Raw genomic sequence first — 16,994 nt, forward strand, 5'->3', positions numbered from 1 at the left:
ATAACTGATAACTGATAACTGATAACTGATAACTGATAACTGATAACTGATAACTGATAACTGATAACTGATAACTGATAACTGATAACTGATAACTGATAACTGATAACTGAAATCCCCAGCACCCATATTTCAAGCTAAAGAAATACCTTTGCGTTTAAATTTTAAGCCCTTTTTGGAGGATTTTGTTTCAGTTTCCCCCGCCAGAATTTTAGCCTCTTTTTCCTGTTTTTCGATCACGGGTAATTTAAAAATTACACCCGCGAATATCCAGTAATAAACGCCCACAGGATCCGTATCGAGGGCATACCAATAGGGAAGATAGGTAACAAAGAGCAGGAAAACCCAATAACTACCGGCAAAACCTCGCAGAGTCGGATCTTTGAGGGAACGATAGGTGCGGAAGGCCAGATAAATTAGATGGGTCATGAATATCATGTACAAGGCAAAACCAATGTATCCCAACTCGAATAAAACCTTACTGTGAAAGGTTTCCACAAAAGAAATATCACCGAAAAACCTAGCAGAAGATGTGGCCGCACCAAGTCCACGACCTAAAATACCGCCCTGATTACGGGTAGCAAAATCCAACTGTCCTTGAATAAAAGCGGTGGGGGGAGAATGTTGCCAACGGCCGATGGCACTATCGTAGCGTTGTTGGACAAAATCGGGGTTAAGGAAAGAAAAACCGATAGCTAGAAGTAAAGTGGCGGCAAAAATGATCGGCAAAAATCGTTTTAAGTTAGCGATTTGTCCTGTAAGAATCGTCATCAGACCAACAATCATCGGTACAGCAAAGAAAGCTAATCTTTGCCCAGAGACCACTGCATTAATAAAAACTAGGGTTAAACCCACTAGGGCTGCTAGTCGCCATTTTTGGGAAATTTCACTAAAGGCACTGGCATAACAAATTACGGCACTAGAGACCAAAAACCAAGCCCAGTGCCAGGGGGAAACAAAAGTACCCGGTAGGCGGATCATATTCACTTCTGGACTATATATTAATGACCCACCGACCAAACACCTTGCCTCTAAGCTGGCTTTGTATAGTAAACCACCCATGTAGCCTCTAGTTCCTACACAACGACCGGTTTTCAGCATCCAGTATTGCATTAGTCCTAGGACACAACAAATAATCACTAAAGTCACTAAAAGACGACCAAAAAATAATAGGGTGGGTTTGTCTTTGATTAAGTAATAAGTGCAGAAGATCAAGGGGACATAACTTAGCAAAACTTTAAATCCTAATAGTCCTTGCAGAAAAGTCTCACTTTCCCGACAGGGAACTCCGCGCAAACGGCCATCCCTAAACATACCCATCCCGGCCACGGAATCGCAAGTAGGCAGAAATTGTCTCTGTAAATTAACGGCTAATAGACAGACTACACAGAAAATAAAGATTAATAATAGAGTTGTACCTAATTGTTTCGGGACAATAATCGGTAATTGCTTTTTTCGACATTCTAAAACTAAGCCGACTAAAGCGGGTAGATAAAAGATATCTTTACTTAGCTGCAGGATTTGATTACCTCCCAACCAATAGATAATAGTACCAATGAAGGGGACATAGATAATAAATGCCCAAAGAGCCGTGCGGGGATAGATAAAGGAGAAAACTCCTAAAATTAAGGCTAAACTTACTGCAGCTCCTATCGTGGCATCAAATAATAAGCTGAGGGGTAATCCGAGCAAAATTGCTACACAAATAGCAAAAATAACCAACCCCGTTAACTTTTGTTTCTTTTGCCTTTCTTCTTTTTTGAGGGCAAGTTTCTCTTTGATGTTAAGCGGGGGACTATCAGCTTTTGTTTGGCCTTGTTTATTCTTTTTTTTCTGGCGATCGATACTCAGTCCGGTCATAATTATCCCTTGCTAGGCTAGGCTAAAGGCATTATAATCCCTGTTCCCCTCGATCGACTACAAAAGATAGCTTCGCACCGCTTCCACCAGCCTTTCTGTCCAAAAATTGGCTAATTCTAGGGTTTCTGCTTCCACCATCACCCGAATTAATGGTTCTGTACCAGAAGCTCGCACCAAAACTCTACCTTTTTCCGCCATGGCTGTCTCAGCTTTGAGGATTTCTCGCCGCAAAGGTTCACATTGCTGCCAATTACGTCGCACTTCTCTATCTTCCACCCGCACATTGCGTAAAATCTGCGGATAGGTGACAAAGCTATGATCGACTAAGTTAGCCAAGGAAACCGCCGATTTCTGCACTAAAACCGCTAAATGTAGGGCGGTTTGCATTCCATCCCCAGAAACTCCGTAATGATGGCAGAGAATATGACCAGATTGTTCACCCCCTAGCATGGCTCCAGTTTCCCACATTTGTGCCTGAACGTGCTGATCGCCCACGGCAGTCCGCAAGAATTGCCCCCCCAGTTTTTGCCAAGCGCGTTCAAAGCCTAAATTAGCCATCACCGTCGCTACTAATAACCCATCGGGTAGCTGTCCGGCTTCCAGGAGGGAACGACCCCAAAAATAGAGGATATAATCGCCATCTACTACTCTACCCTGACTATCCACGGCCAGGACCCGATCGGCATCGCCATCGAAGGCAAATCCTAAATCCGCTTGCTGATTAATCACCGCCGCCTGTAGGCTTTCCAAATGGGTAGAACCACAATTAACGTTAATGCGATCGCCATCGGCTCGCTCGTGTAGGCAGATAACTTCCGCCCCCAAAGTTTGGAATACTAAAGGTGCTAGGTTAACGGCTGCCCCCCAAGCTAGATCCAAAACTATTTTTAATCCCGATAGGTTAATATCCGTCCCGACGGAAGCAATCACAGCTTGATAGTATTTTTGGATTAATTCGGGACAAAAAGTCGCTTTTCCCCAATTTACCGGTTTATCTGCTAATTCTAAATTGCCTCTTAAACCCGCCTCTATCTGTGCGGCTAAACTGCCAGATAATTTTAAACCGCTGCTGTCAAAAAATTTAATGCCGTTATCTTCAGGAGGATTATGACTGGCAGAAATCATGATCCCCCCCATCGCTTCGCTTTCTCTGGTTAAATAGGCGACGCAGGGAGTGGGACATAATCCCAGTTGCCAGACTTCTATTCCCGCCCAATTTAAACCCGCAGTGATAGCATTGGCTAACATATCACTGGAATTACGGGAATCTTGACCGATAATTACTGGTTTGGTGACACCAGCTTGATTTTTTAATACCTGTCCCGCCCAAAATCCGATTTGTAGCGCTAGGGGGGCAGTTAATAATTCTCCCACTTGGCCGCGAATTCCGTCCGTGCCAAACAGGGGTGATGATGGTAATTCAATCAAACCCCCTAAGGATAACAGAGGATGCGATCGAGTTTTTTGCCCATTTTGATACGACAGAGAAGCTACCATGGCCGATTCCTTTCCTCACACAACACATTCAGAGAATAACATGATCACCGATTTTTTCAAATCAATGTTCCCAGTTGACCCTAATCCTCCTCCCAGGGTTCCTTACATCTGGTGTGGGGAAGTGGGGTGTGGGGAAGTGGGGTGTGGGGAGCTTTTTCAGTAAAAAGGCAGCTCCGAGCTTATCGCTTAATACTATTGACTGATAACTTACCCACTGATAACTTACCCACTGATAACTGATAACTGATAACTGATAACTGATAACTGAATAAAGATTGTTGATTTTTGCGGGAGGTCTAATCAAGGAACCCAAGTTATTTGTTAAGCTGAAACGGTAATCTTGACCCCCGAATGCGCGTGCTGATCAGTGTTGTCATCCCTACCTACAATCGCCAAGCAATCTTAAAAAAATGTTTACTCGCCCTAGAAAATCAGCGTTTAACCGATAATAAGGTGGAAAACTACGAAATAGTCCTTGTCGATGATGGCTCTACCGATGGGACGATCGCTTGGCTAGAAACTCAAAAGGCTAATTTACCCCACCTGCAACTGTGGCAACAGGATCACGGTGGACCAGCGATCGCTAGGAATCTAGGGGTAGAAAAAGCCCGTGGTGATACAATTATTTTTATCGATAGCGATCTGGTAGTGACAGAAAATTTTTTGCAAGCCCACGCCGACGCTTTAACTGCTGGAGCAGCCAGTCTCGGCAGCGATCGCTTATTTACCTACGGCAGTGTCATTAATACCTGTAACTTCGAGCATCCCACCAGTGAACCCTATAAAATCACCGATTTCTCCGCCGCCTATTTTGCCACGGGCAACGTTGCGATCGCCAAAAAATGGTTATTAGCAGCGGGATTATTTGATACTCAGTTTCAACTCTACGGTTGGGAAGACTTGGAATTAGGGGTGAGATTGAAGCAATTGGGACTAAAATTAATTAAATGTCCCGAAGCCGTCGGTTATCATTGGCATCCCCCCTTTAATCTCGCTCAGATTCCCAATCTCATCGATAAGGAAATTCAACGGGGACGAATGGGAGTGCTTTTTTATCAAAAACATCCCAGCTGGGAAGTGCGGATGATGATTCAAATGACTTGGATTCATCGACTGTTGTGGGGTTTACTTTCCTTGGGAGGAACCCTGAATGAACGCAGCCTCTCTCCTCTGTTGCAGTGGTTGATCGATCAAGGTAAACCGCAATTAGCCCTAGAAATTGCCCGCATTTTTCTCAATTGGTACAACGTGCGCGGCGTTTATCAAGCTTATCAGGAAATGCAGCTTCAGTGAAATGTCTTCCCGAACACCGAACATCGCCGACAGCGTTTCTCAGAAAGATGAGGTATAATGGGACTGGTCACAGTCTTTGGACAACCATTTAATGTTCTCTATTCCGGCGTTCTCTAAAACCAGAGAACTTGTACCTCATTATTAAGATAAATGCTATCGAGGTCAACATTTCCAGATAAAAAACTGAATATTTTCTTTTTTTTTTCCGATAATTGCTGCCACAATCAAAAACAATCAGAATAGAGAGCAGGAGTTGCTAGGCTCAATTGCGGAAAATACAGACCTCGTTTGTCCCCTTGTTAATTATCTGGTGAAATTTGGCATACTTAGAAGTAAATTTTTTTATTGGAGGAATCCCACAATGAATATCTTCGATATTTTAATCGGTTTTGTCGGTGGAGGTGCGATCGGGGGTGGGGCTTTATATGCCTTCCAACAGGGAAAAATCAGGGAAGCACTAGAAAAATATGAGAAAATTCAGGCTGCTTTAGGTCAAACCGAAGCGGAGTTAAAAGAGACCAAAGGACAGTTAAAACTACTCGATCTCTCCGAAGAACGGATTCGCCATATCGAAGCCACCCATCGAGAAGAAGTGGCTAAATTGCAAAAAGAGTTAGAAGATAGCCAAGGGCGTTTACAAGCGGCAGCCAGCGCCACTCCCGATCAAGCCGTGGAAGTTGCCTATAAAACCCAAATTCAGCAACTTCAACAGGAATACGAGGAATTGAGCCAAAGCTATCAAAGTCAACAGACGCAGATTCTAGAATTAGAAAATGGCTATCAGTCGCAAATTCAACAACGAGAACAGGGTTATCAAAGCCAACTGTTAGAACTAGAAAATGCCCGTCAAGCAGTAGTGGATGATCGAACCACTGAAATCGTCGAACCTTGGGATGATTTCCCCGATCACTCCAGGGACGAAATCGCCACAACTGCTGAGGATTTCATCTCTGAACCGGAATTTGCCCCTGAAACAGCAGCTTTCGGCAGTTTTGAAACAATGGTAGAAACGCCCGTTTCTGAAAGTGAAATGAGTCCTTTTGATGGTTTTGTCACTGAAGAAACCGTAGTATTAGAGCCAGAATTTACTCCTGAGCTGCTGGTAGAAACGCCCGTTTCTGAAAGTGAAATGAGTCCTTTTGATGGTTTTGTCACTGAAGAAACCGTAGTATTAGAGCCAGAATTTACTCCTGAGATGGAGATGTTTGGCGGTTTGGAAACCCCAGAAGGATATCTGGAACTAGAACCAGAATTCGCCCCAGCAATGGAGACATTTGACGGTTTAAACGCCGGGGAAGAAACTCTAGTTTCTCCAGAAATGACCATAGTCGAAGATTCTCCCGTCATCAAAGAACAAGCGATCTCTAACTTGGAGATATCCGCTGCTGAGATGGAATTTCTCAATGCTCTACAATTAGAGGAAGAAACTAGAACGATCAGTAGTCTAGAAGAATTATCGGGTAATGCAGAAAAATTCGCTGATGCCCAAAATTCTCTAGATGACTTATTTGCCGATGTTGCTGACAGCAATAGCTTCGAATTATTCGATCCTTTTGCTGAAGAAACCCCTAAAGTTGAAGCTAAGGGCAAAAATGGTTCTTCTGTTCTGAGCAACCAAGAAGAACTAGATTTTTTCAGTATGTTGGATAATGAAGAAATGGGAAATCTAGAATCTCTGCCTTCTGACGAAGAACTGCCCTTTGATGATCTATTTAGCGATGATTTATTCTCGGATGGCGACAATAGCAAAACCACGAGGCTAGAATCTCATCAGTAGGCAGATTGCCCGCTATGAAGGCAGAAGACAGAATTTCTTCCCCACCCGATTTCTGGCTTCTGACTTTCTTATTTTTTCAGGTTTTCAGACATAAAAGTTAGGATACCAAATCCTTCCGGCAGACGATAAACTAACTGCAATTTTCCCTCTTTAGTAATCGCATATTGCTGCACACCTTTTAAAGCTGCTAAAAAACTCGCTTCCTGTTTCATCCAAGCTTCCGGACAAGCTTTCATGGTTGAGGCAATTTCCGACTGTACCGCCATATTATCTTCTTCCTTCTGGTAACGGGTAACATAGCGATTGCACCCCGAAAAACCAGCTAAATTACCTGCGGTGAAAGCAGCACTGATTTCCGTGTCTTCTACTAATACCGTTCCCGTCCACTGGCTCAATTTCCAATTAGTTCCTTCTAGAGTTACAGTAGATGCGATCGCTTGTTGCCCTGTCAGCACAGATGCCAGGGTGATTAATCCTAGAAAACTCGTCAGCTTCTGTCTCATGCTCTTAATTCCTGTCAATGATAGCCAGTTTCTATCCTAGCCAATCAGCCGGAAAACCTGCCTCACTTCCCTAAGAATATGGACTAAACGGTTTTTGCCGCTACCATCAGCACCACAGCCCCAATAATAATCGATCGGCGAATTTTCTACTAATAAACTGTCGCCTGTGCATAGCATAATTTGGCGAATATTGCCAGGAATTGTCAACTTTCTTAATACACCTCGATACATGATTTCCTCTTTGATATTTTCCCAATCGGGACGCAAGGGATAAAAATTAGTGCGCCCCATAGTTGCCGCTTGCTGGGGAGTGGCTGCCAGTCGAATCGCTTCTGAATAGGGATGTTGAGGGAATTTCTGTGCTTGAAAATAATGTTCGCTGGTGGGCCACCAAACACCCTCTTAAATCGAAACCGTGGCCAGAAAAATTAGAAAAACAACCATAGGGTTTCTCGCGAGTGCTATAAAAGTAAATAGTCATTTCGATCGCTTACCCGTCCTAACTATGCCACGCACTCAACGTAACGATAATTTTATAGATAAATCTTTTACCGTCATGGCGGATATCATTTTAAAGATACTCCCCGCCAATAAAAAAGCCAAGGAAGCCTTTGTTTATTACCGCGATGGGATGTCTGCCCAGGCTGATGGTGAATACGCCGAGGCCCTCGATAATTACTATGAAGCTTTAACATTAGAAGAGGATCCTAACGATCGCAGTTATATCCTCTACAATATCGGCATTATCCACGCTAGTAACGGCGAGCATGAGAAGGCCTTAGAATACTACGAAGAAGCTATCCAACTTAATCCCAGGATGCCCTCCGCTTTGAATAATATCGCCGTTATTTACCATTTTCAAGGGGAAAAAGCCAGAGAAGACGGTCAACAGGCCGAAGCAGCAGCACTCTACGACAAAGCGGCAGAATACTGGAAACAAGCCATCCGATTAGCCCCCAATAACTACATTGAAGCCCAAAACTGGCTGAAAATCACCGGGCGATCGGAAATTGATGTTTTCTTCTAAATTGAGGAGACAGGAGTAAGGAGTTAGGAGTCAGGAGTTAGGAGACAGGAGGCAGCAGATTATTTTTTTTTATTCTCCCCACACCCCACACCCCACACCCCTAACCCCATTTCTCCCTACACCCCACACCCCACACCCCCCCGATGTCGGGGGGGGTTGGGGGGTCACACCCCACACCCCACACCCCACACCCCTAACCCCATTTCTCCCATGATCGATCGAGCTACAGTTGAAAAAATCGCCCATTTAGCCCGTTTAGAGATTAATAGCAGCGAAGAAGAACAGTTTGCGCTGCAATTAAGCGGAATACTCGATTATTTCGAGCAGTTAACGGAATTAGATACGGAAAATGTGCCACCCACCACGCGAGCGATCGAAATTCAAAATATTACTCGCACCGATAGTAATAGACTTTATCCCGATCACGAGGTCTTAGTGCAAGGATCGCCGGCCCCAGAAGGGGATTATTTCCGTGTTCCCCGCATTCTCAACAGCGACGAAGAGTGAATCAGTGATCGGTGATCAGATGTGAGTTTTCAGGTTACTGTTTACTAATCACTGACTTAGATGCCATCTAGGGTTTTTGCTGCTATCTTGGACTAAGATCAGACCTAGCAATGGAGACATAATATAATGATCGCATCCCAAGATGTGGCACCATTTCGGCTTATTTCGACCGTAGAATCGGCAGCAACAGAATTTAGGCCCTGGGGTTCCTTCACCACCCTAGAAGAAGGTCCCGGTTATAAAATCAAGCGAATTGAAGTGGATCCGGGTCATCGTCTCAGTTTACAGATGCACTACCATCGCAGTGAACACTGGATTGTCGTTTCGGGGACGGCAAAAGTCACCTGTGGAGATAACGAAGAAATTCTCGGTGCTAATCAGTCCACTTATGTGCCGCAGTGTACCGCTCACCGTCTGGAAAATCCCGGGGTGATCAAATTGGTGTTAATTGAAGTGCAGAATGGGGAGTATTTAGGAGAGGATGATATAGTGCGTTTTCAGGATGATTATGCTCGTCATCAGAGCTAAGAATGCTTTTTTAGAGAGATAGAAGGGCAAGAAACTATATTTTTGCCCCAAAAAACCTTTTTAGGTTATTCTGCCTGACTGTCTTCCCTGCCCTCAAGGCTCGTCTTAACTTACTATAGAAGCGATCGATCTTTGTGTCCTCTGTGTCTGGAGTGGTTCCTTCCACTCGGTCTCGCGTAGCGAGCGCGTTGCGATCGCCAGCAAAACTGTATCTTAGAATACATTTTACCCACCGAACCGAAGAGAACCCCTGTGGTGAGCAAAGAACGGGTAAAATCTACAGAAAAATAAACTTCCCCTAGGCCTTGTGTGGGCAGCTTGAGGAAAGCTGGACTAGGGGAAATGATTTATTCCTTTGCTGGATTAACTTCAGCATATAACTCTCATTTGTCAGAACTATAACAGCCAGATGTCAATTCTGTGACAAAGAAAAGCCGATCAGGAGTCGGGCAAGAGGCAAGGGGCAATGATTTATGTAGGAGGGAGTGAGAAAACGGCTTAATCTTGTTGATCAAGGCGGCAAAAAACCAAGAAAGTTTGCCAAAAATCAACTATATGTACATTGGTTAATATGTATAGATTAAAATCTATTAACGATAGATAGTATTTCCTTTAATAAATAGAGTAATCATGGGTATAATTAAGAGCAATCTTAAAGAAGATGAAGGTATCCGATGGGTAATATTGTCGGGATAGATTTGGGTACAACAAATTCAGTGGCGGCATTCAAATTTGCGGGGGTGGAGGTAGTGACCGCTGCAGATAACTCGCCTCCAGAGAGAAAATTAACCCGATCGCTCGTCTCCCTAGCCAGAGAGGGGTTGATCGTTGGAGAGGAAGCCTACAGACAGATCAAGGCGACCCCAGAAAACGTGATCATGTCGATCAAGCGTTTGATGGGTAGGAGTTTTAGCGATACTATCGTTCAGGAACAAATACCCCGTTTAAGCTATAAAGTCACTCGCTCGAGCCGGGGTACGGAGGATAGTCTATCGGTATGGTTAGGGGGCAAGGAATACGAACCGGAAGACATATCGGCCGAGATTTTAAAAAAAGTAGTAGCTAATGCCCAGAATTATCAAGGAGCTAACGGTCAGAAAAGCCGGATACAGGAAGCTGTGATCACTATTCCCGCCTATTTTAACGATAAACAGCGTCACGCCACGGAGATGGCAGCAAAACGGGCTGGTATCATCGCCCGGGAGTTGCTCTCGGAACCGACCGCGGCGGCAATTTCCTACGGTTATAAACCGGATTCGGAGGAGGTAAAAACTATACTGGTGTACGATTTCGGTGGCGGGACATTCGATTCTTGTTTAATCACCGCCGCCGGAAATCAATTTATAGAATCGGGGAAAGCTGGGGATCTCTGGTTAGGAGGAGATGATCTAGATACACAATTAATGCAATTTGTCAAGGAAAAAGTGGCACAAGAAGAAGCTCTAGAGGATGTGGACGCTCTGATCGCGGCGATGCCCCATTATCAAAGGGTAAGATTTTTAGGGGATTTCAAGAGTGCCGTAGAGAGAGCAAAGATAGATTTAAGTAGTGCTGAAAGTGCCACCATTATCCCGGCAACCCCGCTGATCGATGAGATGGGTATGGCGATCGCCATTGCCGTGACGATTAAGAGGAGTGAATTTGAAGAGATGATCCGGCCCCTAGTGGAGAAAACGATCGCCATCTGTCAAGAAGCGATCCGGTATTCCGACTATCCCGAAGATCTGATCGATGTGGTGTTATTAGTGGGGGGTTCCTCCCAGATTCCTTTCGTCCAAGAGGAAGTTAAAAAAGTTTTCGGTTGCGAGAGGGTGGTAGTTCACCGACGGCCGATGTATGCAGTAGCGGAGGGAGCAGCGATCGTGGCTGCTGGTTTAACAGAGAAGGTAATGACCGTATCCCGTGATTACTGTATCCACTTGGCCGACGGCAGCCAAGATCCGATCATCAGACAGGGGGATATATTACCCGTTAAAACCACCCGCACTTTTAAAACCGAAGCGGATGATCAGAGTCTGATCCATTTTAAATTTTATAGTCCCGATCGGGTGCGGGCAGAAAGTACCGGGGAGAAGTGCGACGAGAAAATCGGGGAAATGTGGTTAGCCCTCGATCGACCCTATCCAAAGGGTACAGAAATATTACTAGCCGTCTCCCTAGACGAACAGAATAATTCTCTATCGATGGTAGCAAGTTTAAAAAATGACCCCTCGCTGAAAGTGAGTTCCGATTTTTCCCGTGGCGGTGAGGACGAGGAGATCTCGCGACAGGTAGAAGAAAGTATCGAGGAGATAAACCGTAAGGAGTTATTAACCACGGTCGGGGCCGAATACGTCTATCAAATAGCCGGGGAAATAGTGCGGGCGGCCAATCAAATCCGCGGAGAGGATGGAAAATCGCGGCAAGATCGGGTCAAGGTGGCCAGGGAAAAATTACGGGAGTTAAAAACTTACTCCTGCGAGGATAGTAGTCAGGGACAAATCCTGATCTCCGAGTTCGAGTTCGTTGTAAAATACTGTCAAATTCTGGTTCCGGAAGAACAACAGGCACGCATCGAACAACTGATAGAAGATTTAAATAGGGCTATCAATAACGGTAATCTTTCGGCTATACAGCGATTAAATGAAACAGCAATACAGGAGAGGAAAAATTTATCCGAATTGTTGTTGCTGCTGCTATTGTGTCGTAGCGTCATCACCCGTACTGGAGTGGTAAATCAAGCCAGCGCGGATAGTATGGCGAGAAAATTCGGTGCGGTTATCACCGCTTTGCAAGCGGGGGATCGAGAAACGGCGGAACGAGAATTACAGCGATTATTACCGGAAGTTCGCCAGAATTGCGAGATCGAATTACCGACAGGCAGTGTGGCTACTGGATTAACCCGATTTTAATTATGAGTAAAATTAATTGTCCCGTTTGTCAACGATCAGACGTGGAGGGGAGTGTTTGCCCCAATTGCGAGACGGATTTATCCTCTCTACGTCTTTTAATGGAACTATCCCCCGTTGTCGATAATCGGACGGCAAATAACCGCCGCGGTTTATTACTGGGATTGGCTCTTTTACTGTTAATTTCGGGGATTTTTCTGGGTGCTATCGCTTCTAATCTATTCCCCCGTTCCTTACTCCCTGTCAGCGAATCTAGTCCTGTTATCTCTCCTGTTGGGGAACTGAGCGCGCCATCGAAGCAGCTGACTAAAACTGTCTGCGTGGATGGGTTTAACTATCGGGTTCGATCGGGTGATTCCCTATCTCGTATCGCTCAACGTTTTTACGGGAATGAGTCTCTATTATCTCCCATACTTGAGGCTAATCCCTTTTTGCTCGATCGGCTCGATTCTCTCGAGGTCGGTGAAAAGTTATTGATTCCCAACTCCGATAAATCCTGTTAATTTTACCCAGTACGAATATTATGTTAGTTTTCTTGGGCTATGCTATTGGATTTGTTTTAGCTTTTTTTCTCGCCATTAGTTTAACGGCTGTTTTTTTAGGGTTTCCTCCTAATAAGGACAATAACTATTGGTCAAGAAAATTAGAAATATTAACTGGCTTGGGTGGCGGACTTGTCATCATATTTATTCTCTTTGTACTCAAAAATTGGCTGGCTTTAGATAAGAATTTTATCAATTATTTTTCTATCACTACATTTGGTTTGATTTTATTGTTTTTTTATAGAGGAATAGAAGAAATAAAAAAGGGCAGAGAACTAGCGTATAAAGCGAGAAAATTACAAGCGGAAGATACGGGAAACCCTTTCGAGATAGGCAAGTTATCGGAGGCTTTAAAATTCTACCAAGAGGCTAACAAATTAATTAATGATTCTAAGTTAATATCTTTAGAAAAAAATCTTGAACAAGAATTAGAAAAAAGAAAAAAATTTCTGGATTTTTTTAAACAGGGTAAGGAGTTGGGAAATCGGGGATATTTTAAGAAGGCTTTAGAGGTACTGGAAAGCGCACAGGCTCTTTATTCCCATCACCGAATCGGTTTAGAAATCCAGAAATGTCAATTAGAGGTAGAAAAAGAAAATATCTGTCAAGTAAGACTGAAAAAAGCCCAGGAATTAGCCCGACAGGGAGAACTAAAACAATCGAGAGAGTTAATAAATCAAGCCCTAGCAGATTTCCAGCGACTGGACGTTAAAAACCTATTAACTAAAGTTGAACAGATAATGATCGCCTTCAATTATTTTGAACAGGGAGTGGCTGCCGAAAAAAAAGGCGATCTAAACAAGGCGATAGATAACTATCGAAAAGCCCTGCTCATAACACCGGAATTAATCGATATAAATCGGCGATTAGGCATAACCAATATTAAAGCGGGGAACTATCGGGAGGGAATAGAACAATTAGAGGGAATCGAAGATAGGGAATCGATCTACTTCCGGGGTTACGGTTATGCGAGATTGCAGAAATGGAGGAAAGCACATCGGGAATGGAAAAAGATTGATCGACCAGAAATTAAAGAACAGATAGAGCTGCTCAGCCGATATAGCCAAAGGGAAAAATTAACTCTACAGCAGGAAATACAAGAACTAATTCCAGAAGAAAACCTAGAATTAGCCCGCTCGAAAAGCGAGGTGTTTTTAGAGAAATTCGGCGATGATCCGCAAGTTATCTATAATTTATATAGTCATATCCTTCCTCGGATAGATCAGCAATTATGGCGATCTAAGGATCGGGAGAAAATCGTTATCAACGCCGAGAGGGAATGGGAAAAAAAACGCAATCTGGAATCATTGCACAATTTAGCAATCGCCCTTTATTATCGAGCGGTAGAAAATCCCGCTACCCTAGAGAAATTAATACCCGTCTGGTTATCCGCTACGGCGAATTTAAATCTTAACACCAGTGTCAGGAATGTGGTTTGGAAAGTTATCGATGACGGTGATATACGGGACTTAGAAGCACAATTAACCCGAATACTTGAGGAGTTGATCGATCGAACCAAAGAAGACCTAAATTACTACCTGCAACTTCGCGATCTTTACCGTCGCGATACTGTCGCCCTAGGGTTATTACGGGATAATCCTGTAGAGGGAATCCATATCGAAGGGTTAACCATCCTACCTGGGTTGTATCGGACTCACCCTGATAGAAATACTGTTAAACTGCCCGATCAATTCTGGGCGACTCTCTATACCCGTTGGGGGGAATCGGTGGCTGCCTGTTTGCAGGGGGATCGGGTTCGCGGAGTCGCGTTAAAACCCCTAACCTGCCAATCTAATCTCGAACAGATAGCTAATACTTTTGTATCATTCCATCAAGGTTGTCATTATCTACAACAGAAACAGTGGCAAAAAGCCGAGAATCCTTTAAAAGAGGCGAAACCAGCCCTTAAAAATCACCCAGAATGGATTGAGGAGATCGATCGACTTTACCTAGAATTACAGGAGGAGATTGAGGGTTTCGAGAATCTATTAAGGATGAATAGAAATTGGTACGAGTTAGTACAAACTACTAACTCGAAAATGTATTACGTCCGAGATAAAGCCTTGGAAATAGTCAGGAGATTGGATGAGCAAAAGATAGACGATTCCAAAGCTTTAAGCGAACTGGAGAAATTAAAACAGATAGATTACAATAATGCCATACTAAACGAATTCATCGAGGAGATTATTTTTAGAAAAGACGTAAGGGAAGTAGGGCGATTGATGGAGCGCAATCAATTTTCTGAGGCGATCAAAAAGGCGAAACGATCGAGATCACAAAAACTCCGTCACCTTACCGCCCAATTCTGTCTCGATCTTTTAAGAGAAAATTATCAAAAATTACCCCAAGAATTACTAATAGAACTTGTTAGATCGGCTTACGAATTATGCCCAGATGCTCCAGAGTTTCGAGAAGTCTATAAACTATTTCATATTATTTAATGGGAGTTAGATTAATGTACGATAATTTAGATAGTAATCCTTACGATATTCTAGAAATTTCCCCCGCCGCTTCCACTGCCGAAATCACTAAAGCTTTCGGTCTAGCTATGAAACGCCGTAGGTATTCTATGGATAGCATAGCTAAAGCGCGTAAGATATTAATGAATCCTCAAGATAGGATAGTTGCGGATTATTTACGTCCTCATCTCCCTCTGGTTCAACGCTTGAAAACCATGTCTTTCTCGGAATTGTCTGAACCTTTACCATCTTTAGAAATCTTAAATACCATGGATGATATTAATAATTACGATCAAGAACAACTTAAAAAAGTTGCTGGCGAACTGGCTTCATCGATACTCAAAGACCTTAATTTTTTGGAGGAATAAGGATGAATAATTACAAAATTAGCGAAGAAGATAGAAACAAATTATTAAGCCTAATTATAAATTTAACCAAAGAGGAGGCAAGTTTAAAACAAGCTTTACGGCAGCAAGGAGAGAACAATCGCTCGGAAAAAGAACAGATTTTTTTAGAACTATTAGAGGTATTTGATACCCTCGAATCGTTATTAAATTATTTAGAATATCGACACGAACCAGATGATCGAGTCGGGAAAAGATTACCGAAATCTTTAAAAAGTGTACAGACAAAATTATTAAGTATTCTAGAAAAACGTCAGGTGCTGAAAATAGAACTATCCGCTGATCAGCCAGATTTTACTATCTGTCAGGTGGTCGCTCGAGAAATACGCCCCGATTTGGAAGAACAGACGATCACAAAAATAGTCAGGCAGGGATTTACAATCGAGGATAAATTACTCAGACCGATGGAGGTTATTACATCTAAACAAGAATAGATAACCCCTTGCCACTTCCCACTCCCAACCCTGGCGCTCCCGTCCACCTATTTTCTGAGAATTCTAGAGGTGCTTGTAAAGATTTGTTACAAGGAGACGAGGAAAAATCTGAGGGCAGGGAGACAAGAAAGGATTATCGACGGGGATCAAGGATTTCATCGGGAAATTAGATTGGGGATCAAGAAAAACTGATTGTAAAGTTTTCGATACCTCTCGCCGATTCTTGTAATAGTTCGATACACATAACATAGATGATCAGCGATGATTGTAAATTTATATTGCGAATAGCTCATCTTCTTCGGTATTTTCCCTATACTGGTTTTCATCAACTTTGAGCCGACGTGCAGAAAAGTTAGACCACCAAGTTTGTAAGAGGTCAGGAAGATGCAATTAACCGCAAGAAATAACTGGGGCTACGTTTCTTTAGCAATGCTAAAAAGCTTTCTCCTCTGGAGTTTCGTCCTCACTGTCTGTTTATTAGTAGTGGGATTTCCTTTAGTAGTATTAATGATGACAGTGGGAGCATTGTCGGCGATTATCTTACAGTCAGTTTTACCGATTAGTTCCGTGCTTTTAGTTGCGGGAATGATTATTGGTATCAATATTTTGGCTATCCTAATTAGTGCCGCTTTATTAACAGCAAAAGGTGTTCATCCCCATGAAGTTAGTTGGTTGCACTGGTTACACGGTGAGGTAAAAACCTCTCATCAAGCTGTTTATGCTTCTTGCCCCTTAACTTGCGGGGTAGTTCATTAAATTTGATTTTCTTACAGTGGAATTGCTTACCTTTTTTCTATTTACATTTATTCAAGTTTTCAACTGCTTTATCAGTTGACTATACAGACTCCAAGCTAGTGCAACCCGGTTTCACCGGGTTTTTTCATCGTTATTCAGCAAACCCTATCTAGTTAGGGCTGGCTGAATAAATCTAAAAACCTTGTTGGATAAGGCTTTTAGACTTTTTTTCCCTCAAAAAGTGCCGACCATTGGAGGGATCGGGGGTAAAATCCCTGGACTTTTTCCCTGAAAATTAGGTAACTGACTACCTCAAAATCGGTAAAACCCTACACCCCACACCCCCCCGATGTCGGGGGGGCAGGGGGGGTCACACCCCACACCCTGCCCCCACCAACAAACTTTTTCAGCAGACCCTAGTTATACTTGGACTTCCCCGTTGACAAAAAGCCATAACCTGTGCTGTAGAAGGGATTAAAAGAATTTCCGCCGCCCCGTTACTGGGTACAAATCAGGGAAACTCCCAATAAATCTAACGCT

Annotated in this window: 14 protein-coding genes and 2 pseudogenes; 12 read left to right on the forward strand and 4 right to left on the reverse strand. The window is 43.4% G+C overall.

Annotated features, from left to right (window positions below; translation table 11 throughout):
* Positions 1–132: 132 nt before the first annotated feature.
* Both hpsL and glmM read right to left on the reverse strand, forming a co-directional pair.
* The gene (gene hpsL, locus H6F92_RS02295) at positions 133–1,860 is read right to left on the reverse strand and encodes a hormogonium polysaccharide biosynthesis protein HpsL (protein ID WP_190356642.1); all 1,728 of its coding nucleotides are present in this window, start codon (positions 1,858–1,860) and stop codon (positions 133–135) included.
* A gap of 57 nt (positions 1,861–1,917) precedes the next feature.
* The gene (gene glmM, locus H6F92_RS02300; RefSeq protein WP_190356643.1) at positions 1,918–3,357 is read right to left on the reverse strand and encodes a phosphoglucosamine mutase; all 1,440 of its coding nucleotides are present in this window, start codon (positions 3,355–3,357) and stop codon (positions 1,918–1,920) included.
* A gap of 351 nt (positions 3,358–3,708) precedes the next feature.
* Here glmM and H6F92_RS02305 point away from each other — a divergent pair, with 351 nt between their 5' ends.
* On the forward strand, positions 3,709–4,650 hold the full coding sequence (locus H6F92_RS02305; protein WP_190356644.1) for a glycosyltransferase family 2 protein: 942 nt from the start codon (positions 3,709–3,711) through the stop codon (positions 4,648–4,650).
* 361 nt (positions 4,651–5,011) lie between these two features.
* Positions 5,012–6,427, forward strand: coding sequence for a coiled-coil domain-containing protein (locus H6F92_RS02310; RefSeq protein WP_190356645.1), 1,416 nt, complete (start codon positions 5,012–5,014; stop codon positions 6,425–6,427).
* 68 nt (positions 6,428–6,495) lie between these two features.
* Here the strand turns inward: H6F92_RS02310 and H6F92_RS02315 are convergent, their stop codons facing one another.
* Positions 6,496–6,930, reverse strand: a complete 435-nt coding sequence (locus tag H6F92_RS02315; protein ID WP_190356646.1) for an META domain-containing protein — start codon at positions 6,928–6,930, stop codon at positions 6,496–6,498.
* A gap of 36 nt (positions 6,931–6,966) precedes the next feature.
* Positions 6,967–7,269 (reverse strand): annotated as a pseudogene (locus H6F92_RS02320) (NADAR family protein); the annotation flags it as partial.
* A 166-nt stretch (positions 7,270–7,435) separates the two neighbouring features.
* Between H6F92_RS02320 and H6F92_RS02325 the strand changes: the two are divergent.
* The 10 genes and pseudogenes from H6F92_RS02325 (at position 7,436) to H6F92_RS02365 (ending at position 16,475) form a co-directional block, all read left to right on the forward strand.
* Positions 7,436–7,957: a photosystem I assembly protein Ycf3 gene (locus H6F92_RS02325; protein WP_190356647.1), complete on the forward strand. Its 522-nt coding sequence runs from the start codon at positions 7,436–7,438 to the stop codon at positions 7,955–7,957.
* A 210-nt stretch (positions 7,958–8,167) separates the two neighbouring features.
* Positions 8,168–8,464: an Asp-tRNA(Asn)/Glu-tRNA(Gln) amidotransferase subunit GatC gene (gene gatC / locus H6F92_RS02330; RefSeq protein ID WP_190356648.1), complete on the forward strand. Its 297-nt coding sequence runs from the start codon at positions 8,168–8,170 to the stop codon at positions 8,462–8,464.
* Between the two features lie 126 nt (positions 8,465–8,590).
* Positions 8,591–8,992, forward strand: coding sequence for a phosphomannose isomerase type II C-terminal cupin domain (locus tag H6F92_RS02335; RefSeq protein ID WP_190356649.1), 402 nt, complete (start codon positions 8,591–8,593; stop codon positions 8,990–8,992).
* 115 nt (positions 8,993–9,107) lie between these two features.
* A pseudogene (locus H6F92_RS26690) lies at positions 9,108–9,294 on the forward strand (hypothetical protein).
* A 372-nt stretch (positions 9,295–9,666) separates the two neighbouring features.
* Complete coding sequence (locus H6F92_RS02340) at positions 9,667–11,883, forward strand: Hsp70 family protein (RefSeq protein ID WP_190356650.1); 2,217 nt, start codon at positions 9,667–9,669, stop codon at positions 11,881–11,883.
* 2 nt (positions 11,884–11,885) lie between these two features.
* Positions 11,886–12,383 (forward strand): LysM peptidoglycan-binding domain-containing protein, encoded by a 498-nt coding sequence (locus H6F92_RS02345; protein ID WP_190356651.1) that lies wholly within the window; start codon positions 11,886–11,888, stop codon positions 12,381–12,383.
* A 20-nt stretch (positions 12,384–12,403) separates the two neighbouring features.
* On the forward strand, positions 12,404–14,863 hold the full coding sequence (locus tag H6F92_RS02350) for a tetratricopeptide repeat protein (RefSeq protein ID WP_190356652.1): 2,460 nt from the start codon (positions 12,404–12,406) through the stop codon (positions 14,861–14,863).
* A complete protein-coding gene (locus tag H6F92_RS02355; protein WP_242029970.1) occupies positions 14,863–15,249 on the forward strand; it encodes a J domain-containing protein in 387 nt (128 codons plus the stop codon). Before H6F92_RS02350 ends, H6F92_RS02355 begins: the two co-directional genes overlap by 1 nt.
* A 2-nt stretch (positions 15,250–15,251) precedes the next feature.
* On the forward strand, positions 15,252–15,719 hold the full coding sequence (locus tag H6F92_RS02360) for a nucleotide exchange factor GrpE (protein WP_190356653.1): 468 nt from the start codon (positions 15,252–15,254) through the stop codon (positions 15,717–15,719).
* A gap of 384 nt (positions 15,720–16,103) precedes the next feature.
* On the forward strand, positions 16,104–16,475 hold the full coding sequence (locus H6F92_RS02365) for a hypothetical protein (protein ID WP_106908523.1): 372 nt from the start codon (positions 16,104–16,106) through the stop codon (positions 16,473–16,475).
* The last annotated feature ends 519 nt before the right edge of the window (positions 16,476–16,994 follow it).

The sequence above is a fragment of the Microcystis wesenbergii FACHB-1317 genome, assembly GCF_014696875.1.
GTDB lineage: Bacteria > Cyanobacteriota > Cyanobacteriia > Cyanobacteriales > Microcystaceae > Microcystis > Microcystis wesenbergii_A.

Coding starts and splice junctions, on each gene's coding strand:
- H6F92_RS02305 (WP_190356644.1), top strand. CDS start 3,709: ATGCGCGTGCTGATCAGTGTTGTCATCCCTACCTACAATCGCCAAGCA.
- hpsL (WP_190356642.1), bottom strand. CDS start 1,860: ATGACCGGACTGAGTATCGATCGCCAGAAAAAAAAGAATAAACAAGGC.
- gatC (WP_190356648.1), top strand. CDS start 8,168: ATGATCGATCGAGCTACAGTTGAAAAAATCGCCCATTTAGCCCGTTTA.
- H6F92_RS02340 (WP_190356650.1), top strand. CDS start 9,667: ATGGGTAATATTGTCGGGATAGATTTGGGTACAACAAATTCAGTGGCG.
- H6F92_RS02335 (WP_190356649.1), top strand. CDS start 8,591: ATGATCGCATCCCAAGATGTGGCACCATTTCGGCTTATTTCGACCGTA.
- H6F92_RS02310 (WP_190356645.1), top strand. CDS start 5,012: ATGAATATCTTCGATATTTTAATCGGTTTTGTCGGTGGAGGTGCGATC.
- H6F92_RS02350 (WP_190356652.1), top strand. CDS start 12,404: ATGTTAGTTTTCTTGGGCTATGCTATTGGATTTGTTTTAGCTTTTTTT.
- H6F92_RS02355 (WP_242029970.1), top strand. CDS start 14,863: ATGGGAGTTAGATTAATGTACGATAATTTAGATAGTAATCCTTACGAT.
- H6F92_RS02325 (WP_190356647.1), top strand. CDS start 7,436: ATGCCACGCACTCAACGTAACGATAATTTTATAGATAAATCTTTTACC.
- glmM (WP_190356643.1), bottom strand. CDS start 3,357: ATGGTAGCTTCTCTGTCGTATCAAAATGGGCAAAAAACTCGATCGCAT.
- H6F92_RS02360 (WP_190356653.1), top strand. CDS start 15,252: ATGAATAATTACAAAATTAGCGAAGAAGATAGAAACAAATTATTAAGC.
- H6F92_RS02315 (WP_190356646.1), bottom strand. CDS start 6,930: ATGAGACAGAAGCTGACGAGTTTTCTAGGATTAATCACCCTGGCATCT.
- H6F92_RS02345 (WP_190356651.1), top strand. CDS start 11,886: ATGAGTAAAATTAATTGTCCCGTTTGTCAACGATCAGACGTGGAGGGG.
- H6F92_RS02365 (WP_106908523.1), top strand. CDS start 16,104: ATGCAATTAACCGCAAGAAATAACTGGGGCTACGTTTCTTTAGCAATG.